This window comes from Devosia sp. SL43, assembly GCF_021729885.1.
GTDB lineage: Bacteria > Pseudomonadota > Alphaproteobacteria > Rhizobiales > Devosiaceae > Devosia.
This window is the reverse complement of the sequence record NZ_CP063401.1, coordinates 646,661-669,499: the sequence shown is the minus strand read 5'-3', so window position 1 is coordinate 669,499 and position 22,839 is coordinate 646,661. Positions and strand designations below refer to the sequence as shown.

Here is a 22,839-nt window from a genome sequence, read left to right as displayed (position 1 = left end):
CATGTTCGAATTCATCTATTGGCTCTTGTCCTATGTCTTGCCGTTCCTGGCTGTGCTGACCGTCATCGTCTTCGTGCACGAGATGGGACACTATCTGGTGGCCCGCTGGAATGGCGTCGCCATCCAGACCTTCTCGATCGGCTTCGGCAAGGAACTGGTCGGCTGGGACGACAAGCACGGCACACGCTGGCGCATTTCGGCGATCCCGCTGGGCGGCTATGTCCGCTTCGTTGGCGACATGAACGCGGCCAGCACACCGGATGAAGAGGTCATTGCCAATGCCAGCCCGGACCTGGCGCCGCAGCTGTTTGCCAACAAGAACGTCTGGCGCCGCATTGCCGTGGTGGTCGCCGGTCCTCTCGCCAACGTTATCCTCACCTTCGTCATTCTCTACGCCCTGCTGCTCGGCTATGGCCGCTATGTCACGCCTCCGGCGGTCGGCGAGGTCATCGCTGGTTCGGTAGCGGAGGAGGCGGGCATTGAGCCCGGCGATATCTTCGTGTCGGTGGATGGCTTCGCTGTCCGCGGCTTTGAGGATTTCGACCGCCTGATCGCCACCAGCCCCGAGCGGGCCGTGACCATCCAGCTTGATCGCGGCAGCGAGAGCCAGACTGTCGTGTTGGTGCCCGACGCCGTTGAGTACAAGGATCGGTTCGGCAATACGCAGCGCATCGGCAATGCTGGAGTCTATCCGTTCGTTCTGCCGGCGACCGTCGGCGAAGTGCTCAAGGACACCGTGGCCGAGAAAGCCGGACTGCAGGCAGGCGACCGGTTCATCTCTGTCGACGGCGTGACGGTGAGTAACTTCTCGGATTTCCAGAAGCTGGTTGTCGCCAAGCCGGGGCAGCCCATCACCATTGCACTGGAGCGCGCAGGGCAACGTCAGACCGTTACGCTTGAGCCGGAGGCCGTCGAGGTCGAGGATCGGGTGGGTAGCGTTCGGACCATCGGGAGAATCGGGATCAGCCCCGGAGAGCCCGAGGCTGTGGCGGTGACGCTGTATCGTCCTGGCCCGATCGAGGCCGTAGGCATGACATTTGAGGAGATACGCTTCCTGGTGCAGCGAACGGCTGCGTTCCTTGGCGACTTCTTCGTGGGTCGCGGCGACGTTGAGCAGCTGGGTGGGCCGATCAAGGTTGCCAAGGTATCGGGGGAGGTGGCGACACTCGGCATTGTCGCACTCATAAATCTCACCGCTTTGCTCTCGCTAAATATCGGTATTTTCAATCTTTTACCGGTTCCTATGCTCGACGGCGGTCACCTCATGTACTATTTGGTTGAGGCCGTGCGAGGGCGTCCGCTCAGCATGAGAGTTCAGGAAATCGGCTTCCGCTTCGGATTTGCCCTTGTCCTGGCACTCATGGTGTTCACGCTCTTCAACGACACGCTGTTCGCCTATCTGCGAACCCTGAGTTAACGTGCTGTTAACCTTGGTTCGTAAGGTGTTGCAGGAATACAAGAGCACCAAGCATTTGCTAACTGCGTCGAGGCTTACGCCTTGTCCTTGGTTAAAAGTGCGGTAAAACGGTGCAATGGAGTTAGCCTGGGGGAGCGCTATGCATGGCGATTCTTTGGGCCTGGTCGCAGAAGGCAATAATAATATGATCCACCCAACCAAGCTGATGCGCGGCGCCTTCCTGGCGCTTGCGATACTGGGCGCAGCACCGCTCGCCGGCCCCAGCATTCCGCTTCTTGGCGTTGTGACGGCTCAGGCTCAGGAGCAGCTGGTTGGCTCCGTCCTGTTCGAGGGCAACCGGCGCTTCTCGGATTCTCAGCTCCTGGCTATGGTTGATATCTCCGCCTCTGGCATTTTCACGCAGAACCGGCTCGCTTCCGATATCGAGAGCATCCGCCAGGCCTATGACCGTGACGGTTTCCTCGCAGTCTCCGTGACTGCGCGTACCGAAGCGACGGCCGATGGCCGCGTTCGCGTTACCTTTGTGGTCAACGAAGGCAACCGCGCCGGGATCAAGGCAATCAATTTCACCGGTAACAACTCCATCAACGGCGGCAACCTCAAGGGTGCCCTGTTGACCAAGGAAACCGGCATTCTCAGCTGGCTGTTCAAGGATGACGGCTACGACGAGCAGAAGATTGCCGTCGATCGCGAGCGTATCCGTCTTTACTACGCTAACCGTGGCTTTCCGGATGCACAGGTAACCTCGGTCGGCGAGTACGACGCATCGCAGAACGCGTACTTCATCAACTTCACCATCAATGAAGGTCAGAAGTACAAGTTTGCCGGCGTTGGCATCGAGACCAGCATTGCCGGCCTTAACACCAACGCCCTCAAGGGTGCTGTGCAGACCGACGATGGTAGCAATTACTCGGCCTCCGACCTCCAGGGTACGATCGAGGATATGGCCTATGAGGCAACTGCGCAGGGCTATTCCTTCGCCGATGTCCGTGCTCGCCTCGATCGTGACGTTGCCAACGGTACGTTCAAGGTCACCTATCTGGTTGATGAGGGCCCGCGCATCTATGTTGAGCGCGTCAATATCACCGGTAACACCAAGACCCGTGACTTCGTGATCCGTCGTGAACTGGAGTTCGCTGAAGGCGACCCCTTCAACCGTTCGCTTGTGGTGCGTGGCCGTCAGAACATTGATGCGCTGGGTTTCTTCTCGGCCGTTGAAGTGACGACGGCGCCTGGTTCGGCGCCGGACAAGGTGATCATCAACATCGCCGTGACCGAAACCTCTACGGGTGAGTATGGCGCGACCGCCGGTTACTCGACCGTGGATGGCGTACTGGGTGAAGTCTCGCTGACCGAGCGCAACTTCCTTGGTCGTGGCCAGTATCTGCGTGCCGCCATCGGCGCTTCGCAGTCGGGCCGTACCTTCGACTTCTCCTTCACCGAGCCTCGCTTCATGGGTCTCAAGGTGTCGGCCGGTCTCGATGCCTATCACCGCATCAGCGACGAAACGTCGACGAGCTTCTACGGTTCGCAGTCGACGGGTGGTCAGCTCCGTGCCGGTATCCCTCTGACCTCCGACCTGTCGGCCACTATCTTCGCCGGCTACGAGCGCAAAACTATTGTGGACGTCGAAGGCAATCCTGCAGCGGAGTCGTCGCTGGTCAACGATGGTGACGAGTTCAACAAGGCTTTTGTTGGCTATACGCTGACTTGGAACGGTGTTGATGACGTCAAGAAGCCGACAGAGGGCCTCTATGCGACCTTCACGCAGCAATATATCGGCTGGGATCACAATCTGATCCGTACCGAAGCGCGTGCTCGCTACTTCATGCCGCTGGTCGAAGACAGTGGGATCGTGGCGAGCGTCAAGGGCCAGGCTGGCGTGATCAATTCGCTGGGTGGTGGTGTGCATGCTGTGGAAGCCTTCAATCCTGGCGGCACGCTTATCCGTGGCTTCGAAGGTCGCGGCTACGGCCCGCGCCTGACGAGCGGCGAATACCTCGGTGCCACCATGTATGCTGGTCTCTCGGCTGAAATCGCCTTCCCGATCCCCGGTATTCCGGAAAGCTATGGCCTGAGCGGCGCCATCTGGGCCGACGCGGCCTGGGTCGATGGCCTGCCCAATATCGGTGCTGTGCCGGTCGATGGCGGAAGCACGGATGTGCCGCTGCGGACCTCGATCGGTGCGTCGCTCATCTGGGACTCGCCGTTTGGCCCGCTGCGTGGCGACTTCGCTCACGTCCTGAACAAGTCTACTGATGATCGTACGCAGTTGTTCCAGCTGACAATCCAGACCTTGCTCTAGCAGGATTGGCGTGAAACAGTTCATTGAGCCGCGGGGCGGTAGCGCCGCGGCTCAATGCTTTTAAGTGACACCATGGTCGACACCCGTTTTCACCGTTTTGCCGGCCCTGCAACAATCGGCTCTCTGCTGACTGCGCTCGGGCGCCAGGAGCAGCTGTCGGCCGTTGCCAATCCGGGCTTCACCATTACGGGGGTGACCGAGTTGGAGCTGGCTGGGCCGGGCGATGTGGCTCTCGCCGCCCATACTGACTACATTGAGGAGCTGCGCGGCACGTCGGCCGGTCTGGTCATCGTTATGGCCTCACTGCGCGACGTGGTCCCCAGCGGCACCATGGCGCTTGTCAGCGACAAACCGCATCATTTGTTCGCGGAACTGCTCGATCAGCTTTATCCGGCGAGTACCCGTGGCGTTATCGCCCAGGGGCGCGATGACCTTGGCGCACCGATCTTCGAGCGTGATGTTTCAGTCGGCTCCAACGTCGTGATCGGACCGGGCGTCGAGATCGGGCGCGGCACGATCATCGGAGCCAATACCGTGATTGGGGCAGGCGTCACTCTAGGCCGCAACGTGACTATCGCCGCCAACTGCACCATTGATTGTGCCCATATCGGCAATGACGTGGTCATCCATTCGGGCGTGCGGATCGGCACGGAGGGCTTCGGCTGGCTCGACTTCGGCGTGTCCAATCGCAAGGTGCCGCAACTGGGCCGGGTGCTGATCCAGGATAGGGTCGAGATCGGCGCTAATTCTACGGTCGACCGTGGTGCGCTCGGCGATACCATGATCGGCGAGGGCACCAAGATCGACAATCTGGTCCAGATCGGACACAACTGCCGTATTGGGCGCAATTGTCTCATTGCGGCGATGAGCGGGCTCTCGGGCTCTACCATTGTTGGAGACGGCGTGCTGATGGGCGGCGGCGTCGGCACGTCGGGGCATATGACCATCGGCGCCGGCTCGGTGGTGCATGGTCGGGCCGCTGTCACTAAAGATTGGCCGCCCGGCAGCAAATTGGCCGGTGCGCCGGCTCAGGATATTCGAGATTTCTGGCGAGAGATCGCCACCATGCGTAAACTTTCCAAAGGGGGCAAAAGAGGATGAACGACAACGCCAACGAGAGCACTACGCTCACCGCGATGAGCATTGCCGAAATCCTCAAGAGCCTGCCACATCGCTATCCGTTCCTGATGATCGACAAGATCATCAAGATCGACGGCGACGAGACCGCGGTCGGTATCAAGAACGTCACGTTCAACGAACCGATCTTCCAGGGCCACTTCCCCGAGAACCCGATCTTTCCGGGCGTGCTGATCATCGAAGGCATGGCACAGACTGCCGGCGCCATCGTCATCAAGCATGACTCCACCAGCGGCCGGAAGAACATCGTGCTGATGCTGGGCGTCGACAAGGCCAAGTTCCGCAAGCCGGCCGGGCCAGGCGACACGATTGAGTTCCACATCGCCAAGATTCAGCGACGGCGCAATGTCGGCCGCTACAAAGCCGAGGCCATTGTCGATGGCACGGTAATTGCGGAGGCCGAAATCACGGCGATGATCGTCGAGGCGCCTCTGTGAGCAACGCCACCGTTCACCCGACGGCCATAGTCGGCTCGCTGGCTCGGCTTGGTAAGGGCGTCAAGATCGGACCCTACTGCATTGTCGGCGATAGTGTGGTGCTGCATGACGATGTCGAACTCGTCTCGCATGTGTCGATCGATGGTCATACTGAAATTGGCGCAGGGACGCGTATCTTCCCCTTCGCCTCGATCGGCCATCAGCCACAGGATCTCAAGTATCACGGCGAGGCTTCCCGCCTGGTGATCGGCAAGCGCTGCGTCATCCGCGAGTCGGTGACGATCAATCCCGGCACTGAGAACGGTGGCATGCTGACCAAGATCGGCAATGACTGCCTGATCATGGCCAGCGCGCACGTGGCCCACGATGCTATTCTGGGCAATAATGTCATCATGGCAAACTATGTTGGCATCGCCGGTCACTGCCAGATCGGGGACAATGTCATCTTCGGTGGTACCTGCGTGATCCATCAGTTCACCCGCATCGGCGCGCATGCCTTTATCGGCGCCCAGTCGATGGTTGATGGCGACGTCATTCCCTATGGCATGGCCGTGGGCAACCGGGCTTCGCTAACCGGGCTCAATCTGGTCGGGCTGAAGCGTCGCAAGTTTGATCGGGAAGCCATCCATCGGCTGCGCGCCGCCTATCGGCTTATCTTTGCCAGCGAAGGTACGTTGCGCGAGCGCGTCGAGGATGCTGGCGCGCTGTTCAAAGGCGATGCCCTGGTGCAGGACGTGGTGGCCTTTATTGCCGCCGCCTCGGACCGGCCAATCCTGATGCCGCGCAACGGCCAGACCGCCGAATAATGGCCAAGGCTGCCGGGCGTCTATCGCTATTTGCCGGCGCTGGCGCCATCAGCCTCGATCATGGCTGATCCGCTCAAGCTGTTCATTCTGGCCGGTGAAGCCTCCGGCGACCGCATTGGTGCCGACCTCTTGGCGCGACTGCGGTCCCGCGTGCCGCTCGACGTCCATGGTGTGGGCGGTGACGAACTGACTGCGGATGGTCTCAAATCGCTCTACCCGATGAGCGATCTTGCGGTCATGGGCATAAGCGACGTGCTGCGTCGCCTACCACTGCTGTTGTGGCGAATCGAGCAAACGGCGCGCGCCATCTGCAAGTTGCGACCGGACATTGTCGTCCTCATCGACGCGCAGGACTTTTCCAAGCTGCTGGCTCAACGGATGCGCTCCCTGGGTTATGCCGGCCGACGCATCCTCTATGTGTCACCCTCGGTCTGGGCACGCCATCCTGAGCGGGCGGCCAAACTCAAGCCGCTGTTCGACGAAGTCCTGGCCGTTCTGCCGTTCGAACCGGCCGCGATGCAGCGCCTTGGTGGGCCACCCACCAGCTATGTTGGTCACCCAGCACTGGCGGAGGCCTTGCAGGGCAGAGCGGCGCGCGACCACGGGCCGTTGATCCTGCTGCCGGGAAGCCGCGAGGGCGAACTCAGGCGGCATCTTCCAGCATTCCGTGAGGTGGTGGAGAGTCTGGCGGGCCATCCAGCGGTCGAAGAGATTGTCATCCCCACTCTGCCATCTCTCCTGACGCGCATCCGCGCAGAGGTCGGCAACTGGGCTGTTCCGGTGACAGTCATCGCCGATCGTGGCCAGCGGGCCGATCTCTACAGTCGCGCAGTTGCGGCGCTAGCCGTTTCCGGCACCGCGACGCTGGAGCTGGCGCTGGCGCAGCTGCCGATGGTTGTGAGCTACGTGATGGACAACCACCAGGCGTCGGCCTACCAGCGCTATGGCCGACCAGCGGTATCGCTGCCCAACATCATCCTCGGCCGTCCGGTCGTGCCGGAACTGGTACAGGCGCCGGCAGATCCCGTCGCGCTGTCCGATACGCTGCGCGCGCTGCTTGACGACAAAAAAGCCCGCCAGAACCAGATCGAGGCCTTTGGCGAGCTTGCGCATCTGATGGAAACCGGCGAGCCCGAGTTTCCGCGGCGGGACCCGGCGGACCGGGTCCTCAGCCATTGGCAGGGTTATCAGCGGCTGGTCAGCCCGACATAGTCGCGCAGCGGCGCTCCGTCATAGAGCTGGCGCGGGCGACCGATCTTCTTCTGCGGATCGGCGATCATTTCCTTCCACTGGCTGATCCAGCCAACGGTACGGGCCACCGAGAACAGCACGGTGAACATCGAGGTCGGGAAGCCGATCGCCTCCAGGATGATGCCTGAGTAGAAATCGACGTTGGGATAGAGCTTGCGATCGATGAAGTAGGGGTCCTCGAGCGCAATCTTTTCCAGCTCCTGCGCCACCTGCAGCGTCGGGTTGTTGTGCACGCCGAGCAGGTCGAGCACTTCCTTGGCGGTCTTCTGCATCACCGTCGCGCGGGGGTCGAAGTTCTTGTAGACGCGGTGACCGAAGCCCATCAGCTTGAAGCTGTCGGACTTGTCCTTGGCGCGGGCGATGAACTCGGGAATGCGGTCGACAGTGCCGATTTCCTTCAGCATGTTGAGCGCCGCCTCATTGGCGCCGCCATGGGCCGGGCCCCAGAGGCAGGCCACGCCTGCCGCGATACAGGCGAACGGGTTGGCATCGGACGAACCGGCGAGGCGCACGGTCGAGGTCGAGGCGTTCTGTTCGTGATCGGCATGCAGGGTGAAGATCAGGTCCATCGCCTTGGCGATGGTTGGGTTCACCTTGTAGTTTTCGGCCGGAACCGAGAAGCACATGTGCAGGAAGTTCGACGCGTAATCGAGGTCGTTGCGCGGGTAAACGAAGGGCTGGCCGACCGAGTATTTGTAGGCCATGGCCGCGATTGTCGGCATCTTGGCGATCATGCGGATCGAGGCGATCTCGCGCTGCTGCGGATCGGTGATGTCGGTCGAGTCATGATAAAAGGCGGCCATGGCGCCGACCACGCCAGTCATGATGGCCATCGGATGCGCATCGCGACGGAAGCCGCGGTAGAAATAGTGCATCTGTTCATGCACCATGGTGTGGCGCGTTACCAGTTCGCTGAATTCGGCCAGTTGCGCCTTGCTTGGCAGTTCGCCGTAAAGGAGCAGGTAGCAGACTTCGATATAGCTGCTCTTTTCGGAAAGCTGGTCGATGGGGTAGCCGCGATACAGCAGTTCACCCTTGTCGCCGTCGATATAGGTGATGGCGCTGTCGCAAGCCGCCGTCGAGGTGAAACCGGGATCGTAGGTGAACATGCCGGTCTTGGCATAGAGCGACCTTATGTCGATGACGTCAGGTCCAACCGAGCCGGACAGAACCGGGAATTCGTGGGTCTGGTCCCCGATGACGAGTTTGGCGACTTTGTCGGTCATTGAGCTCTCCTCGAAGGCTCCGAACCCCGTTTGGAAGGAAGTTTCGGCGGGGCGGGGCCGTATATTTCGGTAGTCACATTTCCTCAGAGAAGTATCAGCTTTTCCCCATCCGAGGCAACCAATGGGTAAGCAAGGCTTACCCTCCTATTAGCACTAGACAGCCCGAATTTGATCCTCAAGGCGAGCCATACTTTCGTCCCGCCCGATGAGCACCATAACCTCGAAAATGCCTGGCGACACGGTGCGTCCGGTCAAGGCGGCGCGCAGTGGCTGCGCCAGTTTGCCGAGCTTGAGGCCCTTAGCTTCAGCAAGCCCGCGCATAGCGGCGTCGATCGCTGGCACAGACCAGTCGTTTAGCCCGCGCAGCACCTCCGCCATGTCGCCCAGCACCGATCGACTTTCGTCCGTCAGCAGCGCGGTTGCTGCCGCGTCGATACCAAGCGGACGTGACGCGTAGATGAACTGCGACAGGTCGATCAGTTCGAGCACCGTCTTGGCGCGGGGTTGAACCTCGGGCAGTGCGGCGAGTACTGTGTCTTTGTTGGCGACGAGGCCATCGACATCGGTCAGCCGGCCCAGCTCCTCTGCGGTGGCCAGCATGACGTCGTAGAGGTAGTCCGGCTTGGCCTCGCGGATATAGTGACCGTTGATGTTCTCAAGCTTGACGAAATCGAAGCGCGCCGCGCCCTTGTTGAGACCATCGAGGCTGAACCACTCGATCATCTGCTGGGTGGAGAAGATTTCGTCATCGCCGTGACTCCAGCCCAGGCGCGACAGGTAGTTGCGCATGGCTTCGGGCAGGTAGCCCATCTGGCGATAGGCCTCTACGCCAACCGCGCCGTGGCGCTTACTCATCTTGGCGCCGTCGGCGCCATGGATCAGCGGGATATGCGCCATCTCGGGCACGGTCCAGCCCATGGCATTGTAGATGACGATCTGGCGGGCGGCATTGGTCAGGTGGTCGTCGCCACGGATGATGTGGGTTACGCCCATGTCATGGTCGTCGACCACAACGGCATGCATATAGGTTGGAGTGCCGTCCGAGCGGAGGATGATAAAATCGTCCAGGTTCTCGGTCTTGAATACGACCTTGCCCTGAACGTGATCGTCCACGACGATATCGCCTGACAGCGGCGCCTTGATACGCACCACCGGCGAAACACCAGCCGGAGCTTCGCTCTGATCGCGGTCGCGCCAGTAGCCGTTGTAGCGCGGCGGTTTGCCGGCGGCGCGGGCCTCTTCGCGCATTTGGTCCAGCTCGGCCGGCGAGCAGTAGCAGTAATAGGCGTGACCCATCTTCACCAGTTCATGAGCGACCTCGGCATGGCGGGCAGCGCGGCCGAACTGGCTGATCGGCTCCCCGTCCCAGTCGAGGCCCAGCCACTTGAGGCCATCGATCAGCGCCACGACGGCCGCCTCGGTCGAGCGTTCGCGATCGGTATCCTCGATGCGCAGCAACATCTTGCCGCCCTGGTTCTTGGCATACGCCCAACTGAACAGGGCTGTGCGGGCACCACCGATGTGGAGATAGCCAGTTGGCGAGGGGGCGAAACGGGTAACGACCTGGGACATGAGACCGGAATGCTTGGAGAGTTTGTGGGCCGTGTGTAGCATAGCGCGGCACGAGCGCAAGGGCAGGGGCAAGGCCGGTGCAGGGGGCGGAAATTCTCGATCGGGCGGCGGATGCCGCGGCAGCGCCTGAACGGCCGCCGCCGCTGCCGGCGCGGCTTCGCCCAGGGCAGCGGATACCGGAAAAGCGTAACGTTGCCGCTACCATAATGGCGGCGGTGGACAATGCGATAGCGGGCCGCCGGTTGTTTGTGCTGCTGCCTTTCGCCATGATTGCCGGGCTCATCGTCTACGCACAATTGCCGGTCGAGCCACATGCATGGGCGCTGGCGGGTGGTGCTGTAGCGATCATTGTGCTGCTGATATTGGTACGCAACTCCGCCGCATTGCCTTTGGCGACGCTGGCTGCCGCCTTCTGGATCGGTGTCTGCCTGCTGCCGATCCACGGCCATTGGTTCGGTACGAGCATGCTGGCGCGGCCGGCCTATGGCGCCTTCGAAGCACGGGTCGAAGAAATCGTGTCGGCAACGGCGGAGGCGCGGCGCATCGTGGTTTCCGGGTTGACGCCCACTGCTGGCGATCGACCGGTGACCATCGCGAGGGCCCGGCTGGTCGTTCCGCCTGAGCCGCCCCTGGCTCCGGGTGACATCATCCGTGCGACGCTGCGGCTGGCGCCCGTGCCCGGCCCGATCCTGCCCGGTGCCTATGACGGGCAGTTTCACTCCTATTTCGCTGGCGTGGGCGCCTATGGCACTGTCACGGGCGGCAATTTCGAACTGGTCTCGGCCGGCTCCAACCTGGATATCACGCGCGGCATCGAGACCACCCGCATGGCCATCGGAGCCCGGATCGATGCGGTGCTAGACGACGATGCCGCGGCCATTGGCCGGGCCATGGTGATGGGCGACCAGAGCGCCATCACCGATGAGACGCGCGAGGTTATGGCGGCTTCGGGGCTGGCGCATATCTACTCGATCTCGGGCCTGCATCTTTCGATCGTGGCGGGCGGCATGTTCTGGCTGATGCGTTGGGCCCTGGCGGCTATCCCCGCTGCGGCGACGCGCTGGCCCGTCAAGAAGATCGCCGCGGTTACAGGGCTGTTGGCGGCCGCGGGCTACATGATGTTGGCCGGTGGCATCGCCAACGTGCCGGCTTTACGGTCTGCCATCATGCTCGGTTTGATCTTTGGCGCGGTCCTGGCCGGACGACGGGCACTCACCATGCGCAACGTCGCTATCGCCGCCCTGGCAATTATCGTCATCGATCCGGCCAGCGTGTTCCGCGCCAGCTTCCAGCTTTCATTTGCCGCGGTGGTGGCGCTGATCGGGATCTACGAGATGCCCCGTGGGGCGCCGACAGAGCAGCGCAACTGGGGTCAGCGTCTATGGGCGACGATCTGGGCGACGGCGGTCACCAGCTTCATCGCGGGCGGCGCCACGCTTCTATTCTCCGCCTATCATTTCCAGCAGACGGCGCCGCTGGGCGTTGTCGGCAATGTCCTGGTGCTGCCGGTCGTCAGCCTGATCATCATGCCATTCGCAGTGCTGTCAGTGCTGGCGATGCCATTCGGCATTGAGGCGCCATTCGTCTCAATCATGGGGTGGGGGATCGACCGGATGGTCGATGGCGCTGAGCTCGTAGCGGGCTGGAGCGCTGGCTTGACCGGTAACCCGTTGCTGACCGGTGTGGCTCTGATCATTGGCCTGGTTGCACTGGCCTGGTTCGCCTTTATCAACAACTGGTGGCGGCTTCTTGGACCCGGGATGGCGCTGCCGTTGCTCCTGCTGTTCGGCTTCGACCAGCGTCCGGACCTACTCATCGCCGATACGACGCAGGCGGTCGCGCTGCGCTCGGCCGATGGCGTGGGGCTGGTAACCGGCCAAACCGGTAGTTTCGCCGTCGACGCCTGGAGCGAGCATTATCAGGAGGTTATCGCCAGTACGGTGTCTAGCCTGCATTGCGACGGTCTGGGCTGCATCGCAAAGACGCCGCAATTTTCCATCGCTGCAGTCAAGAATGCCGCTGCCTTTGCCGAGGATTGCGGCCTGCACGACCTGCTGATCGCTCGTATCCGGGCGCCGACGACCTGTCATGGCGGCCAGATCATCGACGTCGACGATCTGGCGGCCGGCGGTGTGCACTGGTTGCGATGGAACGCGGCGGCGGCGCGGTTCGATATCCGCACCGCCATCCCGAACCTGACTAGGCCCTGGCGAGTCGTGCCACCGTGACACCGGCTGCTGCCAGCTCTGCCGTGCCCAACACATAACCCGTTTCGTCGCTGGCCTGGTTCAGAGTGGCGGCGCCCGTGCCGTAGTTCACGTAGATGCGGAAACCATCGCGGGTGCGGCAGCGAACGCCAGCGGGCAGGTTGAGGACCGGCAGGTCGACCTCTTCGATCAAGTAGTCGACAACGCGCTGCACCAGTGCCTTCGTCCCGGTCGCGCCCAGATAGTAGACCTTGCCCTGGTTGACCAGCACCGGCCAGCCTTCAACATCTTCGATCACCACATTGGCCTTGGTTTCGATGCGCTCGCGCCAGAGATGCACGCCGCCGCTGCCCTTGACCTCGATTTCGAGCGACGGATCGATGCTGTCGATGCGCGTCACCTTGAGATCGAGCAGGTTGCTCGGCAGATCGGGCGCCAGCTTGGCCGGGATGGCGAAGTCCTGCGTCTTGGAGCCGGAGCGCGGGCCGATCAGCAGATGGCCTTCGAACTCGGCAATCGCCGTGCGCAGGTCGTCATTCCAGGCGAACAGCGCCGGGATGGCGACGATATCATAACCGGCAAAGCTCTTGGTGCTGGGCGGCAGCACGTCGATGTCGATACCGTGCTTGCGGAAGGCGGAGTAAAGCGCCCTCACATGCGCGCCATGCGAAAAGCCCTTGGCCTGCGGCTGGATTTCCCATGCCCATTCGCTTTGGTAGTCGAATACCACGGCGACGCGGCCCTTGGTGGCATTGCCCTCAATGCCGACTGCCTTGAGTTCCTGTGCAACTTGCGTCGCCTCATGATAGGCCGGCGCCGGCTCGCTGTCGGGCCGCAACAGGCCCGCATGCATCTGTTCCTGTGCGAATGGCGCCTGACGCCAGCGGAAGTAGGTCACGACTTCGGCGCCGTGTGAGAAGGCTTCCCACGCCCAGAGACGGGCCATGCCAGGCAGCGGGTCGGGATTGAACTGTGCCCAGTTCACCGGGCCTGGCTGCTGTTCCATCACCCACCAGCGGCCATGACCGACGGCGCGATAAAGGTCGTGGTGGAAGGCTGCATTATCAGGATCGCCCTGGCGCATGTATTGGCGCTTAAGCTCGGCTGACTCGTCGCTGACTGCCAGATGCCCCAGCGGATAGCTGTCCCAACTGGCGATATCGAGCGTCTCGGCCACGTCATAGTGGTCGAACTCGGTATAGCGGCTCATGAAATTATGGATGACCGGCAGGTCCGGCCGCTTGGCCTTGAGGATGTCGTACTGCACTTTGTTGAAGGCCGCGACCATGTCCGACGAATAGCGGCGGAAATCGAGGTCATGGGCTGGCGTGGCCTCTGTAACCAGCAAGTTGGGCAGCTCGATCTGGTCGAAACGGTTGTATTCCATCGACCAGAATACGTTGCCCCAGGCCCCGTTCAGCGCGTCGACAGTGCCGTATTTGTCGGCCAGCCAGCGCTGGAAGCCTTCCTTGGCTGCTGGCGAGTAAGAATAGGTCGTGCCGTGGCAGCCGTACTCGTTGTCGGTCTGCCAACCGCCAAGGGCAGGGTGGTTACCAATGGCCTCGGCCAGCAGCCTCGTGATGCGCGCGGATTCCTCGCGATAGCCGAGATGGCTGAAATCGTAATGCCGGCGTGAGCCGAAACCCCTACGATTGCCATTCTTGTCGACGGCCAGCATGTCGGGATGCTTGTCGACCATCCAACGCGGCGGCGTTGCCGTCGGCGTGCCGAAGATGACCTTGAGCCCATTGCGGCCCAGTACGTCCATCGAGCGGATCAGCCAGTCGAAGGTCAGGTTGCCCGGGGTGGGCTCCAGCTTCGACCAAGCAAATTCACCGATGCGCACATAGCTGATGCCGACTTCGGCCATGCGCTGGGCATCGCGTTCCCACCAGTCCTCGGGCCAGTGTTCGGGATAATAGCAGACGCCGAGGGCAGGGGTGGACATGACGGATCTCAGAGGGTGATGGATGGTTCAGGCTGACCGGCAACGTCGAGGTCTATGGCAAACAGGCTGCCAGCATGCTTTTCGGCCGCCAGCTGTTCGGCGCTCATATTCTTGGCTGCCGTGGTGATGAACATGGTCTTGAGGTCGGGGCCGCCGAAAGCCGGGCAGGTGACCTGGCTCACCGGCACCTCGACGATGCGGTCGATCGAACCGTCAGGGGCGTGGCGCACCACGCAGGAGCCGCCCCAGCGGGCGTTCCACAGATAGCCCTCGCTGTCGACCACGGCGCCATCGGGCCAGCCGCGATGACCTTCCACGTCGGCAAACAGCGACCATTCCCCGATTGGCAGGCCGGTGGTCGGGTCGGTGGCGATCTTCATGATCTTCTTGGTGGGCGTATCGGTCCAATAGGCGGTCCGGCCATCGGGCGAGAAGCACGTGGCGTTGGGTATCTTGACGCCGGTCTTGAGCGTCGTCAGTGCACCCGACCGGTAGTGGTAGACAGCGCCACCGGGATTGTCCTCGGCCCGCGTCATCGTGCCGATCCAGAACGCGCCGGATGGATGCACGCGGCTGTCGTTGGTCCGCGTCTCGGGCTGGTCGGCCTCGATCTCGTTGATCCGGTTCATGCCGCCGGTCGCCAGATCGAATTCCTTGAGGCCGGTGTCGGTCGCCAGCACCAGCGTGTGGTTGTCGACTACAGCTGCGGCGGCGATCGTCTCATTGAACAGCCAGCTATCGGCGATCTCGCCGGCCGCGGTCACCGCGAACAGGGTCTGCTCGTTGATGTCGAAAAAGAACAGCTGCTGGCGCCCGGGGTGCCAGATCGGGCCTTCGCCCAGCTGGCACTGGCAATCAAGCAGAAGCTTAGCGGTCTGAGTCATACCGCTTTCCCTGCGTCATAGGCGGCGACGGCGGCAGCGCCGCGCTCTGCGACCTGCGCGGCGTCCATACCGGGCTTGTAGATGTAGGTTCCAAGGCCGAAACCGGTGCAGCCCGCGGCGAAATACTCGCCGAAATTGTCGGGATTGGCGCCGCCCACGGCATAGACCGGCATGTCCGGCGGCAGCACGGCCTTCATCGCCTTGATGCCCTTGGGGCCAAGCACTTCTGCGGGGAAGAACTTCAGCCCCGTGGCGCCTGCCTTGATGGCGCGGAAGGCGTCGGTGGGGGTGAACACGCCAGGATAGGACAGCATCTGCAGCCGCACCGTCTCCTCGATCACCTGCTTGTTGGTGTCCGGCGAGACGATGAATGTGCCGCCGGCATCCGATACGGCCCAGACGTTCTTCTTGGTCAGCACGGTACCGGCGCCGATTGCGGCTTTGTCACCCAGCGAATTGGACGCCATGGCGATGCTGGTCAGCGCATCGGGCGAGTTGAGCGGCACCTCGATCATGGTGATGCCGGCTTCTATCAGCGCCTCGCAGACGGCAATGGTCTCGCCGGGCGTGATGCCGCGCAGGATAGCGATGAGATGGCGGTGGTCCATAAATACTCCTATGCGGCGAAGCTCCGCGCGGCCTTGAGGCCGGCGAGAACGATCTGGGTGGCGTCCTGCGGCGCGCCGGCGGCGCCGATCATGCCCAGTACCTGTGCATAGAGCGCGCACAGTGCGGGCGAGCCGATCAATGGCACGGCTTGGTCGCCGATGAGATGACGATTGCTGCCGATTTCCGTCCCGATCAGCAGGCCCGAAAGATAGCCCGCGCACCAGTCCGGTTGACGACCTGACAGCAACGATCCGGCGCGCACCTGGAACAGCGTACCGAGCAACTGTTCCGGATGCTCGAGTCCCGCAACGGCGCCAGCGGCAAAACCTTCGGCCCGGCCGGGACCATCGAGATCGCCGGTCAGCGAATGGCGCAGGACCGAATGGGTGCGCAGTATCTCGAACATTTCTCCCGTCATGGCGGTGGAGAAGTGCTCGATGCGGGTGCCTGAGAGCTGGGCCCATTTAGAATGGGTGCCCGGCATGCAGACCACGCCGGTATAGCCTGGATTGAGTGCGGCATAGCCCAGCAGCTGGGTTTCTTCGCCGCGCATGACGTTGTCGGCGCCTGCTTTTTGGCACACGCCGGGCAGGATGGCAGGCGCGATATGCCTATCGGGCATCTGGGGATGCACCGCGCCATCGAGCAGGCCGCGCAGATCGGTGGGGGCTTCGAGATAGGGTGCCTCGAGCCAGCCCTGGCGGGCTCCGGCCATGCCGCAGATCAGCACATCGAGCGGACCGCCGCGGGATGACGCAACGCCATCGAGCAGTTCCGTCAAAGCGCCGGGAAATTCCTCACGCGTCAGCTTGCCCATGCCCTTGGCCGAGCTGCGCTCCAGCGCGACAGTGCCATCGGGCGCAAGGCCCCAGGCCCGCAGGTTGGAGGTGCCCCAATCGACGGCGATCCAGTCTACGATGTCGGTCACGAATTCCTCTCCGCCGCCCCGCTTCGGGCGCGACCCTAATCGCTGAACGCTGTTTCAGCCAGACCGATTCTGGCTGGTGTTGCGCCGCTGAAACCAAAGCCGTCAGACGCTAACACGTCCCCTCTCAGGGTAAGGCTGGTTCCGCGAACCGCCACATAGACCAAGGAATTCCAGCTCGCCAGCCATAAGTATGATTTTTTATGCGGAATCGCATTCACAAGACCGCTCGCCATGTTAGAACCTGTCAAACCCGACGCTGCTCGCGCGCGCCGGTAGCAGCAAGGAAAGATGAAAATGACGGCAGGTAACGGCGGTTCCGCGCCCAAGAAGTTGCGTTCTCGCGCCTGGTTCGACAACCCGGACAATCCGGACATGACCGCGCTATATCTCGAGCGCTACATGAACTTCGGCGTGTCGCGCGAAGAGCTGCAGTCGGACAAGCCGATTATCGGCATTGCCCAGACCGGCTCGGATCTGAGCCCCTGTAACCGCCACCACATCGTGCTGGCCGAACGCGTGCGAGAAGGCATCCGCGAAGCAGGCGGCATCGCCATCGAATTCCCGGTCCATCCCATTCAGGAAACCGGCAAGCGCCCAACGGCCGGCCTCGACCGGAACCTGGCCTATCTCGGCCTCGTCGAAGTGCTCTATGGCTATCCGCTCGACGGCGTGGTGCTGACAATCGGCTGCGACAAGACGACCCCGGCCATGCTGATGGGCGCCGCGACGGTCAATATTCCTGCCATCGCACTGTCGGTAGGACCGATGCTCAATGGCTGGCATAAGGGCGAGCGTACGGGCTCGGGCACCATCGTGTGGAAGGCCCGCCAGATGATGGCGGCCGGCGAAATCGACTATGCCCAGTTCATCGAATTGGTGGCCTCGTCGGCGCCCTCTACCGGCTACTGCAATACCATGGGCACGGCCTCGACCATGAACTCGCTGGCCGAGTCGCTGGGCATGCAGTTGCCCGGTTCGGCCGCGATTCCTGCACCCTATCGCGACCGCCAGGAAATGGCCTATCGCACGGGCAAGCGCATCGTCGATATGGTCCACGAAGATCTCAAGCCGTCCGACATCCTGACCAAGGACAACTTCATCAATACCATCGTCGTCAATTCGGCGATCGGTGGTTCGACCAATGCGCCGATCCATATCCAGGCCATCGCCAAGCATATTGGCGTCGAGCTGGAACTGCAGGATTTCCAGACCTATGGCCACAAGGTGCCGCTGCTGGTGAACCTGCAGCCGGCCGGTGAGTATCTGGGCGAGGACTATTACCATGCCGGCGGTGTGCCGGCTGTCGTCAACGAGCTGATGACGCAGGGCCTGATCCGCGAGAACGCGCCCACCGTCAACGGCAAGACCATTGGCGAGAATTGCCGGAACACGACGATTCAGGACGACAAGGTCATCCGCCACTTCGATAACCCGCTCAAGACCGAGGCCGGGTTCCTCGTGCTGCGCGGCAACCTGTTCGACAACGCCATCATGAAGACATCAGTGATCTCGACCGAGTTCCGCGATCGCTACCTCAACAATCCCGAGCATCCGGGCATGTTCGAGGGCAAGGCAGTGGTGTTCGACGGTCCGGAGGATTATCACCATCGCATCGACGACCCGTCCCTGGAAATCGACGAAAACACGCTGCTGTTCATGCGCGGTGCCGGCCCCATCGGCTATCCGGGCGCGGCTGAGGTGGTCAACATGCGGCCGCCGGCCTACCTCATCAAGAAGGGCATTCATGCCCTGGCCTGTATCGGCGATGGTCGCCAATCGGGCACGTCGGGTTCGCCTTCGATTCTCAATGCGTCTCCGGAAGCGGCTGCCGGTGGCAACCTTGCCATCCTGCGCACGGGTGACATGGTGCGGATCGATCTCAACAAGGGCCAGGCCAATATCCTGATCTCGGATGAGGAAATCGCGACCCGTCGCGCTGATCTGGAATCGATGGGCGGCTACAAGTTCCCCAAGCACCAGACCCCGTGGCAGGAAATCCAGCGCGGCATCGTCGGCCAGCTCGGCGATGGCGCCATTCTCAAGCCGGCCGAGAAGTACCAGCGCATCGCCCAGACCAATGGCGTGCCGCGCGACAACCACTGATCTTATCGGTCAAAAATCAGGAAGGCCCGCCATTGGCGGGCCTTTTCTTTTGCGCCAATGTCGGTGCCAGGGGCCACGCCGCGTCCTTGGCGGCGAAACAGCTTGGAGGATGTTGATGTTGCTCAAGAACAAGACCGCGCTCATCTATGGTGGCAGCGGTGCGGTTGGTGGAGCGGTGGCCAGAGCCTATGCACGCGAGGGCGCGCATGTGGTGCTGGCGGCGCGCAACCGAGCACCGCTCGATGCGGTCGCCGAGGAGATTCGGGCCGTCGGCGGTAAGGTCGATGTCACCCTGGTCGATGCCCGCGACCCCGCCTCGATCGCAGCGCACCTCGACGAGGTGACCGGTCGACTGGGGCCGGTCCAGATCATGTTCAACGGCATCTACTGGGACGATGTGCAGGGCAGCCACATGTCCGAGATGGGCTATGACGCCGTCATGGCGCCGATCCTCGGCGGGATGCGGACCTGGTTTCATACCGGGACTATCGTGGCTGACCACATGGCCCAGCACGCGGGCGGCGTGATCGTGGGCATCACCGCCAATGTCGGGCGGGTTACCATGGCCAATGTCGGCGGTTTTGGTATCGCTTGCGCGGCCGTCGAGAACTTCCTGCGTCAGCTCGGACAAGAAGTAGGCCACAAGGGCGTCCGCGTTTGCTGGGTTCGGTCACCGGGATCGCCTGATGCGCCTGGCGTGCGCGATGCCTGGATGCAGCATGCTGAGGCCGTGGGTAAGACATTCAAGGAATTGTCCGAGGAGTGGGGGAGCGGTGTTCCACTGGGCCGGGTCACAGCCTTGGCACAGGTGGCCGATGCGGTGACACTGCTGTCAAGTGACCTGGCTGCCGGCATGACGGCCACTTTTGCCAATGCCACAGGTGGGGCGTTGATCGACTAGCAAGCGCGATCAAGTCCAACGCTCTGATTTGGGGCAGGGTGGAGCCATCTGAGGAGTACAAAACATGCTAACTGAACCCAAGATTGTCGAACGAGCCGACCAACCTTACGCTGCCATCCTGCTGACGCTCACTCAGCCGGAGATATCGGAACAGGCTCCGCCGCTGATCGATGATGTCATCGCGTGGGTAAAGAGCAAGGGCGGCGAACTCGCTGGCCCACCATACTTCAACTATGTGAGCTTCTTCCCCGGTGGCAGGATGGAAATGCAGGCCGGCATGCCGACGACTACCGTTTTGCCGGCTGACGGGCGCTTCACCACTGGCGCCATTCCTGGCGGAAAATACGCTTCGATCACCGCGACTGTGCCCTATCACGAGCTGCACGATGCGAACATGAAGCTCGACGAATGGGCGAGGGCCCAAGGCTATGAGTTCGCCGGCAAGGTCGAAGGCGACAACTTTGTCGGAGCCACCCGCCTCGAAATCTACCACAAGGATCCTGGCGAGGACCCTTCGGGTCATCCGGTAACGGAAATCGCCTTCCGCGTTAAGTAGCGGCTTGGTCCCAGGCGTTCCAGTCGCCATTCACGAGGAGCGCTGCGGCAAGGCGCTCCTCGTAGTCGCTGCGCGGGATTTCGACGCCGCCGAGCGACGCTAGATGGTCGGTGACGAACTGCGTATCCAACAGAACGAACCCACCCGCGTTGAGCCGCTCCACCAGATGGGCCATGGCCATCTTGCTGGCATTGGTGCGGCGGTGAAACATCGACTCGCCAAAAAACGCGCCGCCGATGGCAAGCCCATAGAGCCCGCCGACCAGCTCCGCGCCGTCCCATACTTCCACCGTATGCGCCACTCCACGCTGGAACAGCTCGCCATAGACGTTGCGGATGGTGCGATTGATCCAGGTGGTCTCGCGGCCCTGGTCTGGTTGCGCGCAACCGTCGATGATGGCCTCGAAATCTGTATCGACCTTGACCGTAAACCCCGACTTGCGGATTGCCTTGCGCAGGCTGGTGGACAGACGAAAGCCATCGAGCGGAATGATGCCACGCATTTCCGGACTGACCCAGAACAGGTCCTCATCCTCGGCATCCTCCGACATCGGAAAGATGCCGGCACGATAGGCGCGGATAATCAGTTCGGGCGTGATCTCGATGTCGAAGGGATCTTGGCGGCGGGCCATGGCAATTCCGGCTGAAAGGAAAGGGGCGCAAAAGCGCCCCTCGATGTCTCAGACCTTGTTCTCAGCCAGATACTTCTCCAGCCAGTGGATGTCGTAATTGCCGCTGAGAATATCCGGCTCTTTGATCAGGCGCTGGAACAGCGGCAGCGTGGTCTTGACGCCATCGATCACGAACTCGTCCACGGCACGGCGCAGGCGCTGCAGGCATTCGTCGCGGTTGCGGCCGTAGACGATGAGCTTGCCGATCAGGGAGTCGTAGTAGGGCGGGATCTTGTAGCCCTGGTACACCGCCGAATCGACGCGGATACCGACGCCACCAGCGGGGTGGTAGAAGGTGATGGTGCCCGGCGAGGGCGCGAAGGTCTGCGGATCCTCGGCATTGATGCGCACTTCGATGGCGTGACCGAAGAACTGCACCTTGTCCTGCGTCATCGAGAGCTTTTCGCCCGATGCAACGCGGATCTGCTCATAGACGATGTCGATGCCGGTGATGCGCTCGGTGACCGGATGCTCCACCTGCAGGCGGGTGTTCATCTCGATGAAGTAGAAATTGCCGTCCTCGTAGAGGAATTCGACGGTGCCGGCGCCGGAGTATTTGAGCTTGCGCATGGCGGCGGCGCAGATCTCGCCGATCTTGTCGCGCTCGTCAGGCTTGATGGTGGGGCCACCGGCCTCTTCCCAAACCTTCTGGTGACGACGCTGCAGCGAGCAGTCGCGCACGCCCAAATGCACGGCATTGCCTTGGCCATCGCCCATGACCTGGACTTCGATGTGGCGCGGCTTGCCGAGATACTTTTCCATGTAGACGGAGTCGTTGCCGAAGGCGGCCTTAGCCTCCGAGCGGGCCGTCGACCAGGCGACAAGCACTTCGGATTCGTTGAGCGCCACTTTCATGCCGCGGCCACCGCCACCGGCGGTCGCCTTGATCAGGACCGGATAGCCGATTTCCTTGGCGGTCTTGAGCGCTTCTTCGTCGGATTCGACAGCGCCGGCCGAGCCGGGCACCACGGGAATTCCAAGCTCAACAGCAGTCTTCTTGGCCGTGATCTTGTCGCCCATGATCTCGATATGATGCGAGGAGGGACCGATGAAGGTCACCTTGTGCTCGGTCAAAATCTTGGCAAAACGGGCGTTTTCCGAGAGGAAGCCGTAGCCCGGATGGACCGCATCAGCGCCGGTGATCTCGCAGGCGGCCATGATCGACGGAATATTGAGATAGCTGTCCTTGGCCGCGGGCGGGCCGATGCAGACGCTCTCGTCGGCGAGGCGCACATGCATGGCGTTGGCGTCGGCGGTGGAATGCACCGCAACGGTCTGGATGCCCAGTTCCTTGCAGGCGCGCAGGATGCGCAGGGCGATTTCGCCACGGTTGGCGATGAGGACCTTCTGAAACATGAAGTCCCCCTTACTCGATGACGACGAGTGGCTCGCCGTATTCCACCGGCTGGGCATCCTGGACGAGGATGCGCGTGACGGTGCCCGAGCGATGTGCCGGGATCTGATTCATGGTCTTCATGGCTTCGATGATGAGGAGGGTCTGACCCTCGGTCACCTTGGTGCCGACTTCGGCAAAGGTCGGCTTGCCCGGTTCCGGCGAGCGATAGGCTGTGCCGACCATGGGGGAGGTCAGCGTGCCTGGGTTCGATGCCAGGTCCTCGGCAGCGGCCGGGACGGCGGCGGGCACAGAGCCAGCAGGAGCAATGGACGTCGGAGCGGCGGCCTGCGGCGCGTAATATTGCGGCGGCGGCGCGGCGTAGGTCACGCCCTCATTGGCGTAGGAGCGGGTGACGCGGACCCGAAAGTCCTCCTGCTCGATCTCGATCTCGGCGAGATTTTCCTTGTTGAGCAGCTCGGCAATGGCCCGGATCAGATCCTGATCCACTTGCGATGACTTGGTCATTCTTGTCGGTCTCCCGCGCGT

General features: G+C 62.1%; 19 protein-coding genes. 10 read left to right on the top strand and 9 right to left on the bottom strand.

Annotated elements, in window-relative coordinates; translation table 11 throughout:
* Position 1 precedes the first annotated feature (1 nt).
* From rseP to IM737_RS03225, 6 genes are all read left to right on the top strand, one after another.
* Entirely contained in the window at positions 2–1,417 is a 1,416-nt protein-coding gene (gene rseP, locus IM737_RS03250) for an RIP metalloprotease RseP (protein ID WP_236898291.1), read from the top strand.
* Positions 1,418–1,601: 184 nt separating this feature from the next.
* The gene (gene bamA, locus IM737_RS03245) at positions 1,602–3,722 is read left to right on the top strand and encodes an outer membrane protein assembly factor BamA (protein WP_236898289.1); all 2,121 of its coding nucleotides are present in this window, start codon (positions 1,602–1,604) and stop codon (positions 3,720–3,722) included.
* A gap of 72 nt (positions 3,723–3,794) precedes the next feature.
* Entirely contained in the window at positions 3,795–4,823 is a 1,029-nt protein-coding gene (lpxD, locus tag IM737_RS03240; RefSeq protein WP_236898287.1) for a UDP-3-O-(3-hydroxymyristoyl)glucosamine N-acyltransferase, read from the top strand.
* Positions 4,820–5,296: a 3-hydroxyacyl-ACP dehydratase FabZ gene (gene fabZ, locus IM737_RS03235; protein ID WP_236898285.1), complete on the top strand. Its 477-nt coding sequence runs from the start codon at positions 4,820–4,822 to the stop codon at positions 5,294–5,296. The genes lpxD and fabZ overlap by 4 nt, the downstream gene beginning before the upstream one ends.
* Positions 5,293–6,102 carry an acyl-ACP--UDP-N-acetylglucosamine O-acyltransferase gene (gene lpxA, locus IM737_RS03230; RefSeq protein WP_236898283.1) on the top strand — a complete coding sequence of 270 codons (810 nt, stop codon included), beginning with the start codon at positions 5,293–5,295 and terminating at the stop codon, positions 6,100–6,102. The genes fabZ and lpxA overlap by 4 nt, the downstream gene beginning before the upstream one ends.
* Before the next feature lie 60 nt (positions 6,103–6,162).
* A complete protein-coding gene (locus tag IM737_RS03225) occupies positions 6,163–7,314 on the top strand; it encodes a lipid-A-disaccharide synthase (protein ID WP_236898282.1) in 1,152 nt (383 codons plus the stop codon).
* Here IM737_RS03225 and gltA read toward each other — a convergent pair.
* Both gltA and gltX read right to left on the bottom strand, forming a co-directional pair.
* Entirely contained in the window at positions 7,290–8,579 is a 1,290-nt protein-coding gene (gene gltA, locus IM737_RS03220; RefSeq protein ID WP_236898280.1) for a citrate synthase, read from the bottom strand. The two genes, IM737_RS03225 and gltA, sit on opposite strands and share 25 nt — an antisense overlap.
* A 153-nt stretch (positions 8,580–8,732) precedes the next feature.
* Positions 8,733–10,151, bottom strand: a complete 1,419-nt coding sequence (gltX, locus tag IM737_RS03215; RefSeq protein ID WP_442874166.1) for a glutamate--tRNA ligase — start codon at positions 10,149–10,151, stop codon at positions 8,733–8,735.
* A 77-nt stretch (positions 10,152–10,228) separates the two neighbouring features.
* On the opposite strand from gltX, the gene IM737_RS03210 reads away from it, so the two are divergent.
* Complete coding sequence (locus tag IM737_RS03210) at positions 10,229–12,379, top strand: ComEC/Rec2 family competence protein (RefSeq protein WP_236898277.1); 2,151 nt, start codon at positions 10,229–10,231, stop codon at positions 12,377–12,379.
* Here IM737_RS03210 and IM737_RS03205 read toward each other — a convergent pair.
* From IM737_RS03205 to IM737_RS03190, 4 genes are read right to left on the bottom strand one after another with little or no spacing between them, the layout of a single operon-like run.
* On the bottom strand, positions 12,351–14,306 hold the full coding sequence (locus IM737_RS03205; RefSeq protein ID WP_236898276.1) for a beta-galactosidase: 1,956 nt from the start codon (positions 14,304–14,306) through the stop codon (positions 12,351–12,353). The two genes, IM737_RS03210 and IM737_RS03205, sit on opposite strands and share 29 nt — an antisense overlap.
* A gap of 8 nt (positions 14,307–14,314) precedes the next feature.
* A complete protein-coding gene (locus tag IM737_RS03200) occupies positions 14,315–15,190 on the bottom strand; it encodes an SMP-30/gluconolactonase/LRE family protein (RefSeq protein ID WP_236898275.1) in 876 nt (291 codons plus the stop codon).
* On the bottom strand, positions 15,187–15,798 hold the full coding sequence (locus IM737_RS03195; RefSeq protein ID WP_236898274.1) for a 2-dehydro-3-deoxy-6-phosphogalactonate aldolase: 612 nt from the start codon (positions 15,796–15,798) through the stop codon (positions 15,187–15,189). The genes IM737_RS03200 and IM737_RS03195 overlap by 4 nt, the downstream gene beginning before the upstream one ends.
* An 8-nt stretch (positions 15,799–15,806) precedes the next feature.
* Positions 15,807–16,727 carry a 2-dehydro-3-deoxygalactonokinase gene (locus IM737_RS03190; protein WP_236898273.1) on the bottom strand — a complete coding sequence of 307 codons (921 nt, stop codon included), beginning with the start codon at positions 16,725–16,727 and terminating at the stop codon, positions 15,807–15,809.
* 294 nt (positions 16,728–17,021) lie between these two features.
* Between IM737_RS03190 and IM737_RS03185 the strand changes: the two genes are divergently transcribed.
* The 3 genes from IM737_RS03185 to IM737_RS03175 all read left to right on the top strand — a co-directional run bounded on the left by IM737_RS03185 (position 17,022) and on the right by IM737_RS03175 (position 20,287).
* Positions 17,022–18,830: an IlvD/Edd family dehydratase gene (locus tag IM737_RS03185; protein WP_236898271.1), complete on the top strand. Its 1,809-nt coding sequence runs from the start codon at positions 17,022–17,024 to the stop codon at positions 18,828–18,830.
* Between the two features lie 115 nt (positions 18,831–18,945).
* Complete coding sequence (locus IM737_RS03180; protein ID WP_236898269.1) at positions 18,946–19,731, top strand: SDR family NAD(P)-dependent oxidoreductase; 786 nt, start codon at positions 18,946–18,948, stop codon at positions 19,729–19,731.
* Positions 19,732–19,795: 64 nt separating this feature from the next.
* Entirely contained in the window at positions 19,796–20,287 is a 492-nt protein-coding gene (locus IM737_RS03175; RefSeq protein WP_236898267.1) for a GyrI-like domain-containing protein, read from the top strand.
* On the opposite strand, the gene aat is transcribed toward IM737_RS03175, so the two are convergent.
* Genes aat through accB form a run of 3 tightly spaced genes read right to left on the bottom strand, consistent with a single transcriptional unit; the run spans position 20,280 to position 22,818 of the window.
* Entirely contained in the window at positions 20,280–20,918 is a 639-nt protein-coding gene (aat, locus tag IM737_RS03170) for a leucyl/phenylalanyl-tRNA--protein transferase (RefSeq protein WP_236898266.1), read from the bottom strand. The genes IM737_RS03175 and aat overlap by 8 nt on opposite strands.
* A gap of 48 nt (positions 20,919–20,966) precedes the next feature.
* Entirely contained in the window at positions 20,967–22,313 is a 1,347-nt protein-coding gene (gene accC, locus IM737_RS03165) for an acetyl-CoA carboxylase biotin carboxylase subunit (RefSeq protein WP_236898265.1), read from the bottom strand.
* Positions 22,314–22,323: 10 nt separating this feature from the next.
* Entirely contained in the window at positions 22,324–22,818 is a 495-nt protein-coding gene (gene accB, locus IM737_RS03160) for an acetyl-CoA carboxylase biotin carboxyl carrier protein (protein ID WP_236898264.1), read from the bottom strand.
* Positions 22,819–22,839 lie beyond the last annotated feature (21 nt).

What these genes read in the sequence shown, in the direction of transcription:
- IM737_RS03205 (WP_236898276.1), bottom strand. Translation starts at nt 14,306, where the DNA reads ATGTCCACCCCTGCCCTCGGCGTCTGCTATTATCCCGAACACTGGCCC.
- IM737_RS03175 (WP_236898267.1), top strand. Translation starts at nt 19,796, where the DNA reads ATGCTAACTGAACCCAAGATTGTCGAACGAGCCGACCAACCTTACGCT.
- IM737_RS03180 (WP_236898269.1), top strand. Translation starts at nt 18,946, where the DNA reads ATGTTGCTCAAGAACAAGACCGCGCTCATCTATGGTGGCAGCGGTGCG.
- gltX (WP_442874166.1), bottom strand. Translation starts at nt 10,151, where the DNA reads ATGTCCCAGGTCGTTACCCGTTTCGCCCCCTCGCCAACTGGCTATCTC.
- IM737_RS03195 (WP_236898274.1), bottom strand. Translation starts at nt 15,798, where the DNA reads ATGGACCACCGCCATCTCATCGCTATCCTGCGCGGCATCACGCCCGGC.
- bamA (WP_236898289.1), top strand. Translation starts at nt 1,602, where the DNA reads ATGATCCACCCAACCAAGCTGATGCGCGGCGCCTTCCTGGCGCTTGCG.
- lpxD (WP_236898287.1), top strand. Translation starts at nt 3,795, where the DNA reads ATGGTCGACACCCGTTTTCACCGTTTTGCCGGCCCTGCAACAATCGGC.
- IM737_RS03225 (WP_236898282.1), top strand. Translation starts at nt 6,163, where the DNA reads ATGGCTGATCCGCTCAAGCTGTTCATTCTGGCCGGTGAAGCCTCCGGC.
- fabZ (WP_236898285.1), top strand. Translation starts at nt 4,820, where the DNA reads ATGAACGACAACGCCAACGAGAGCACTACGCTCACCGCGATGAGCATT.
- IM737_RS03185 (WP_236898271.1), top strand. Translation starts at nt 17,022, where the DNA reads ATGACGGCAGGTAACGGCGGTTCCGCGCCCAAGAAGTTGCGTTCTCGC.
- aat (WP_236898266.1), bottom strand. Translation starts at nt 20,918, where the DNA reads ATGGCCCGCCGCCAAGATCCCTTCGACATCGAGATCACGCCCGAACTG.
- gltA (WP_236898280.1), bottom strand. Translation starts at nt 8,579, where the DNA reads ATGACCGACAAAGTCGCCAAACTCGTCATCGGGGACCAGACCCACGAA.
- rseP (WP_236898291.1), top strand. Translation starts at nt 2, where the DNA reads ATGTTCGAATTCATCTATTGGCTCTTGTCCTATGTCTTGCCGTTCCTG.
- accB (WP_236898264.1), bottom strand. Translation starts at nt 22,818, where the DNA reads ATGACCAAGTCATCGCAAGTGGATCAGGATCTGATCCGGGCCATTGCC.
- IM737_RS03200 (WP_236898275.1), bottom strand. Translation starts at nt 15,190, where the DNA reads ATGACTCAGACCGCTAAGCTTCTGCTTGATTGCCAGTGCCAGCTGGGC.
- accC (WP_236898265.1), bottom strand. Translation starts at nt 22,313, where the DNA reads ATGTTTCAGAAGGTCCTCATCGCCAACCGTGGCGAAATCGCCCTGCGC.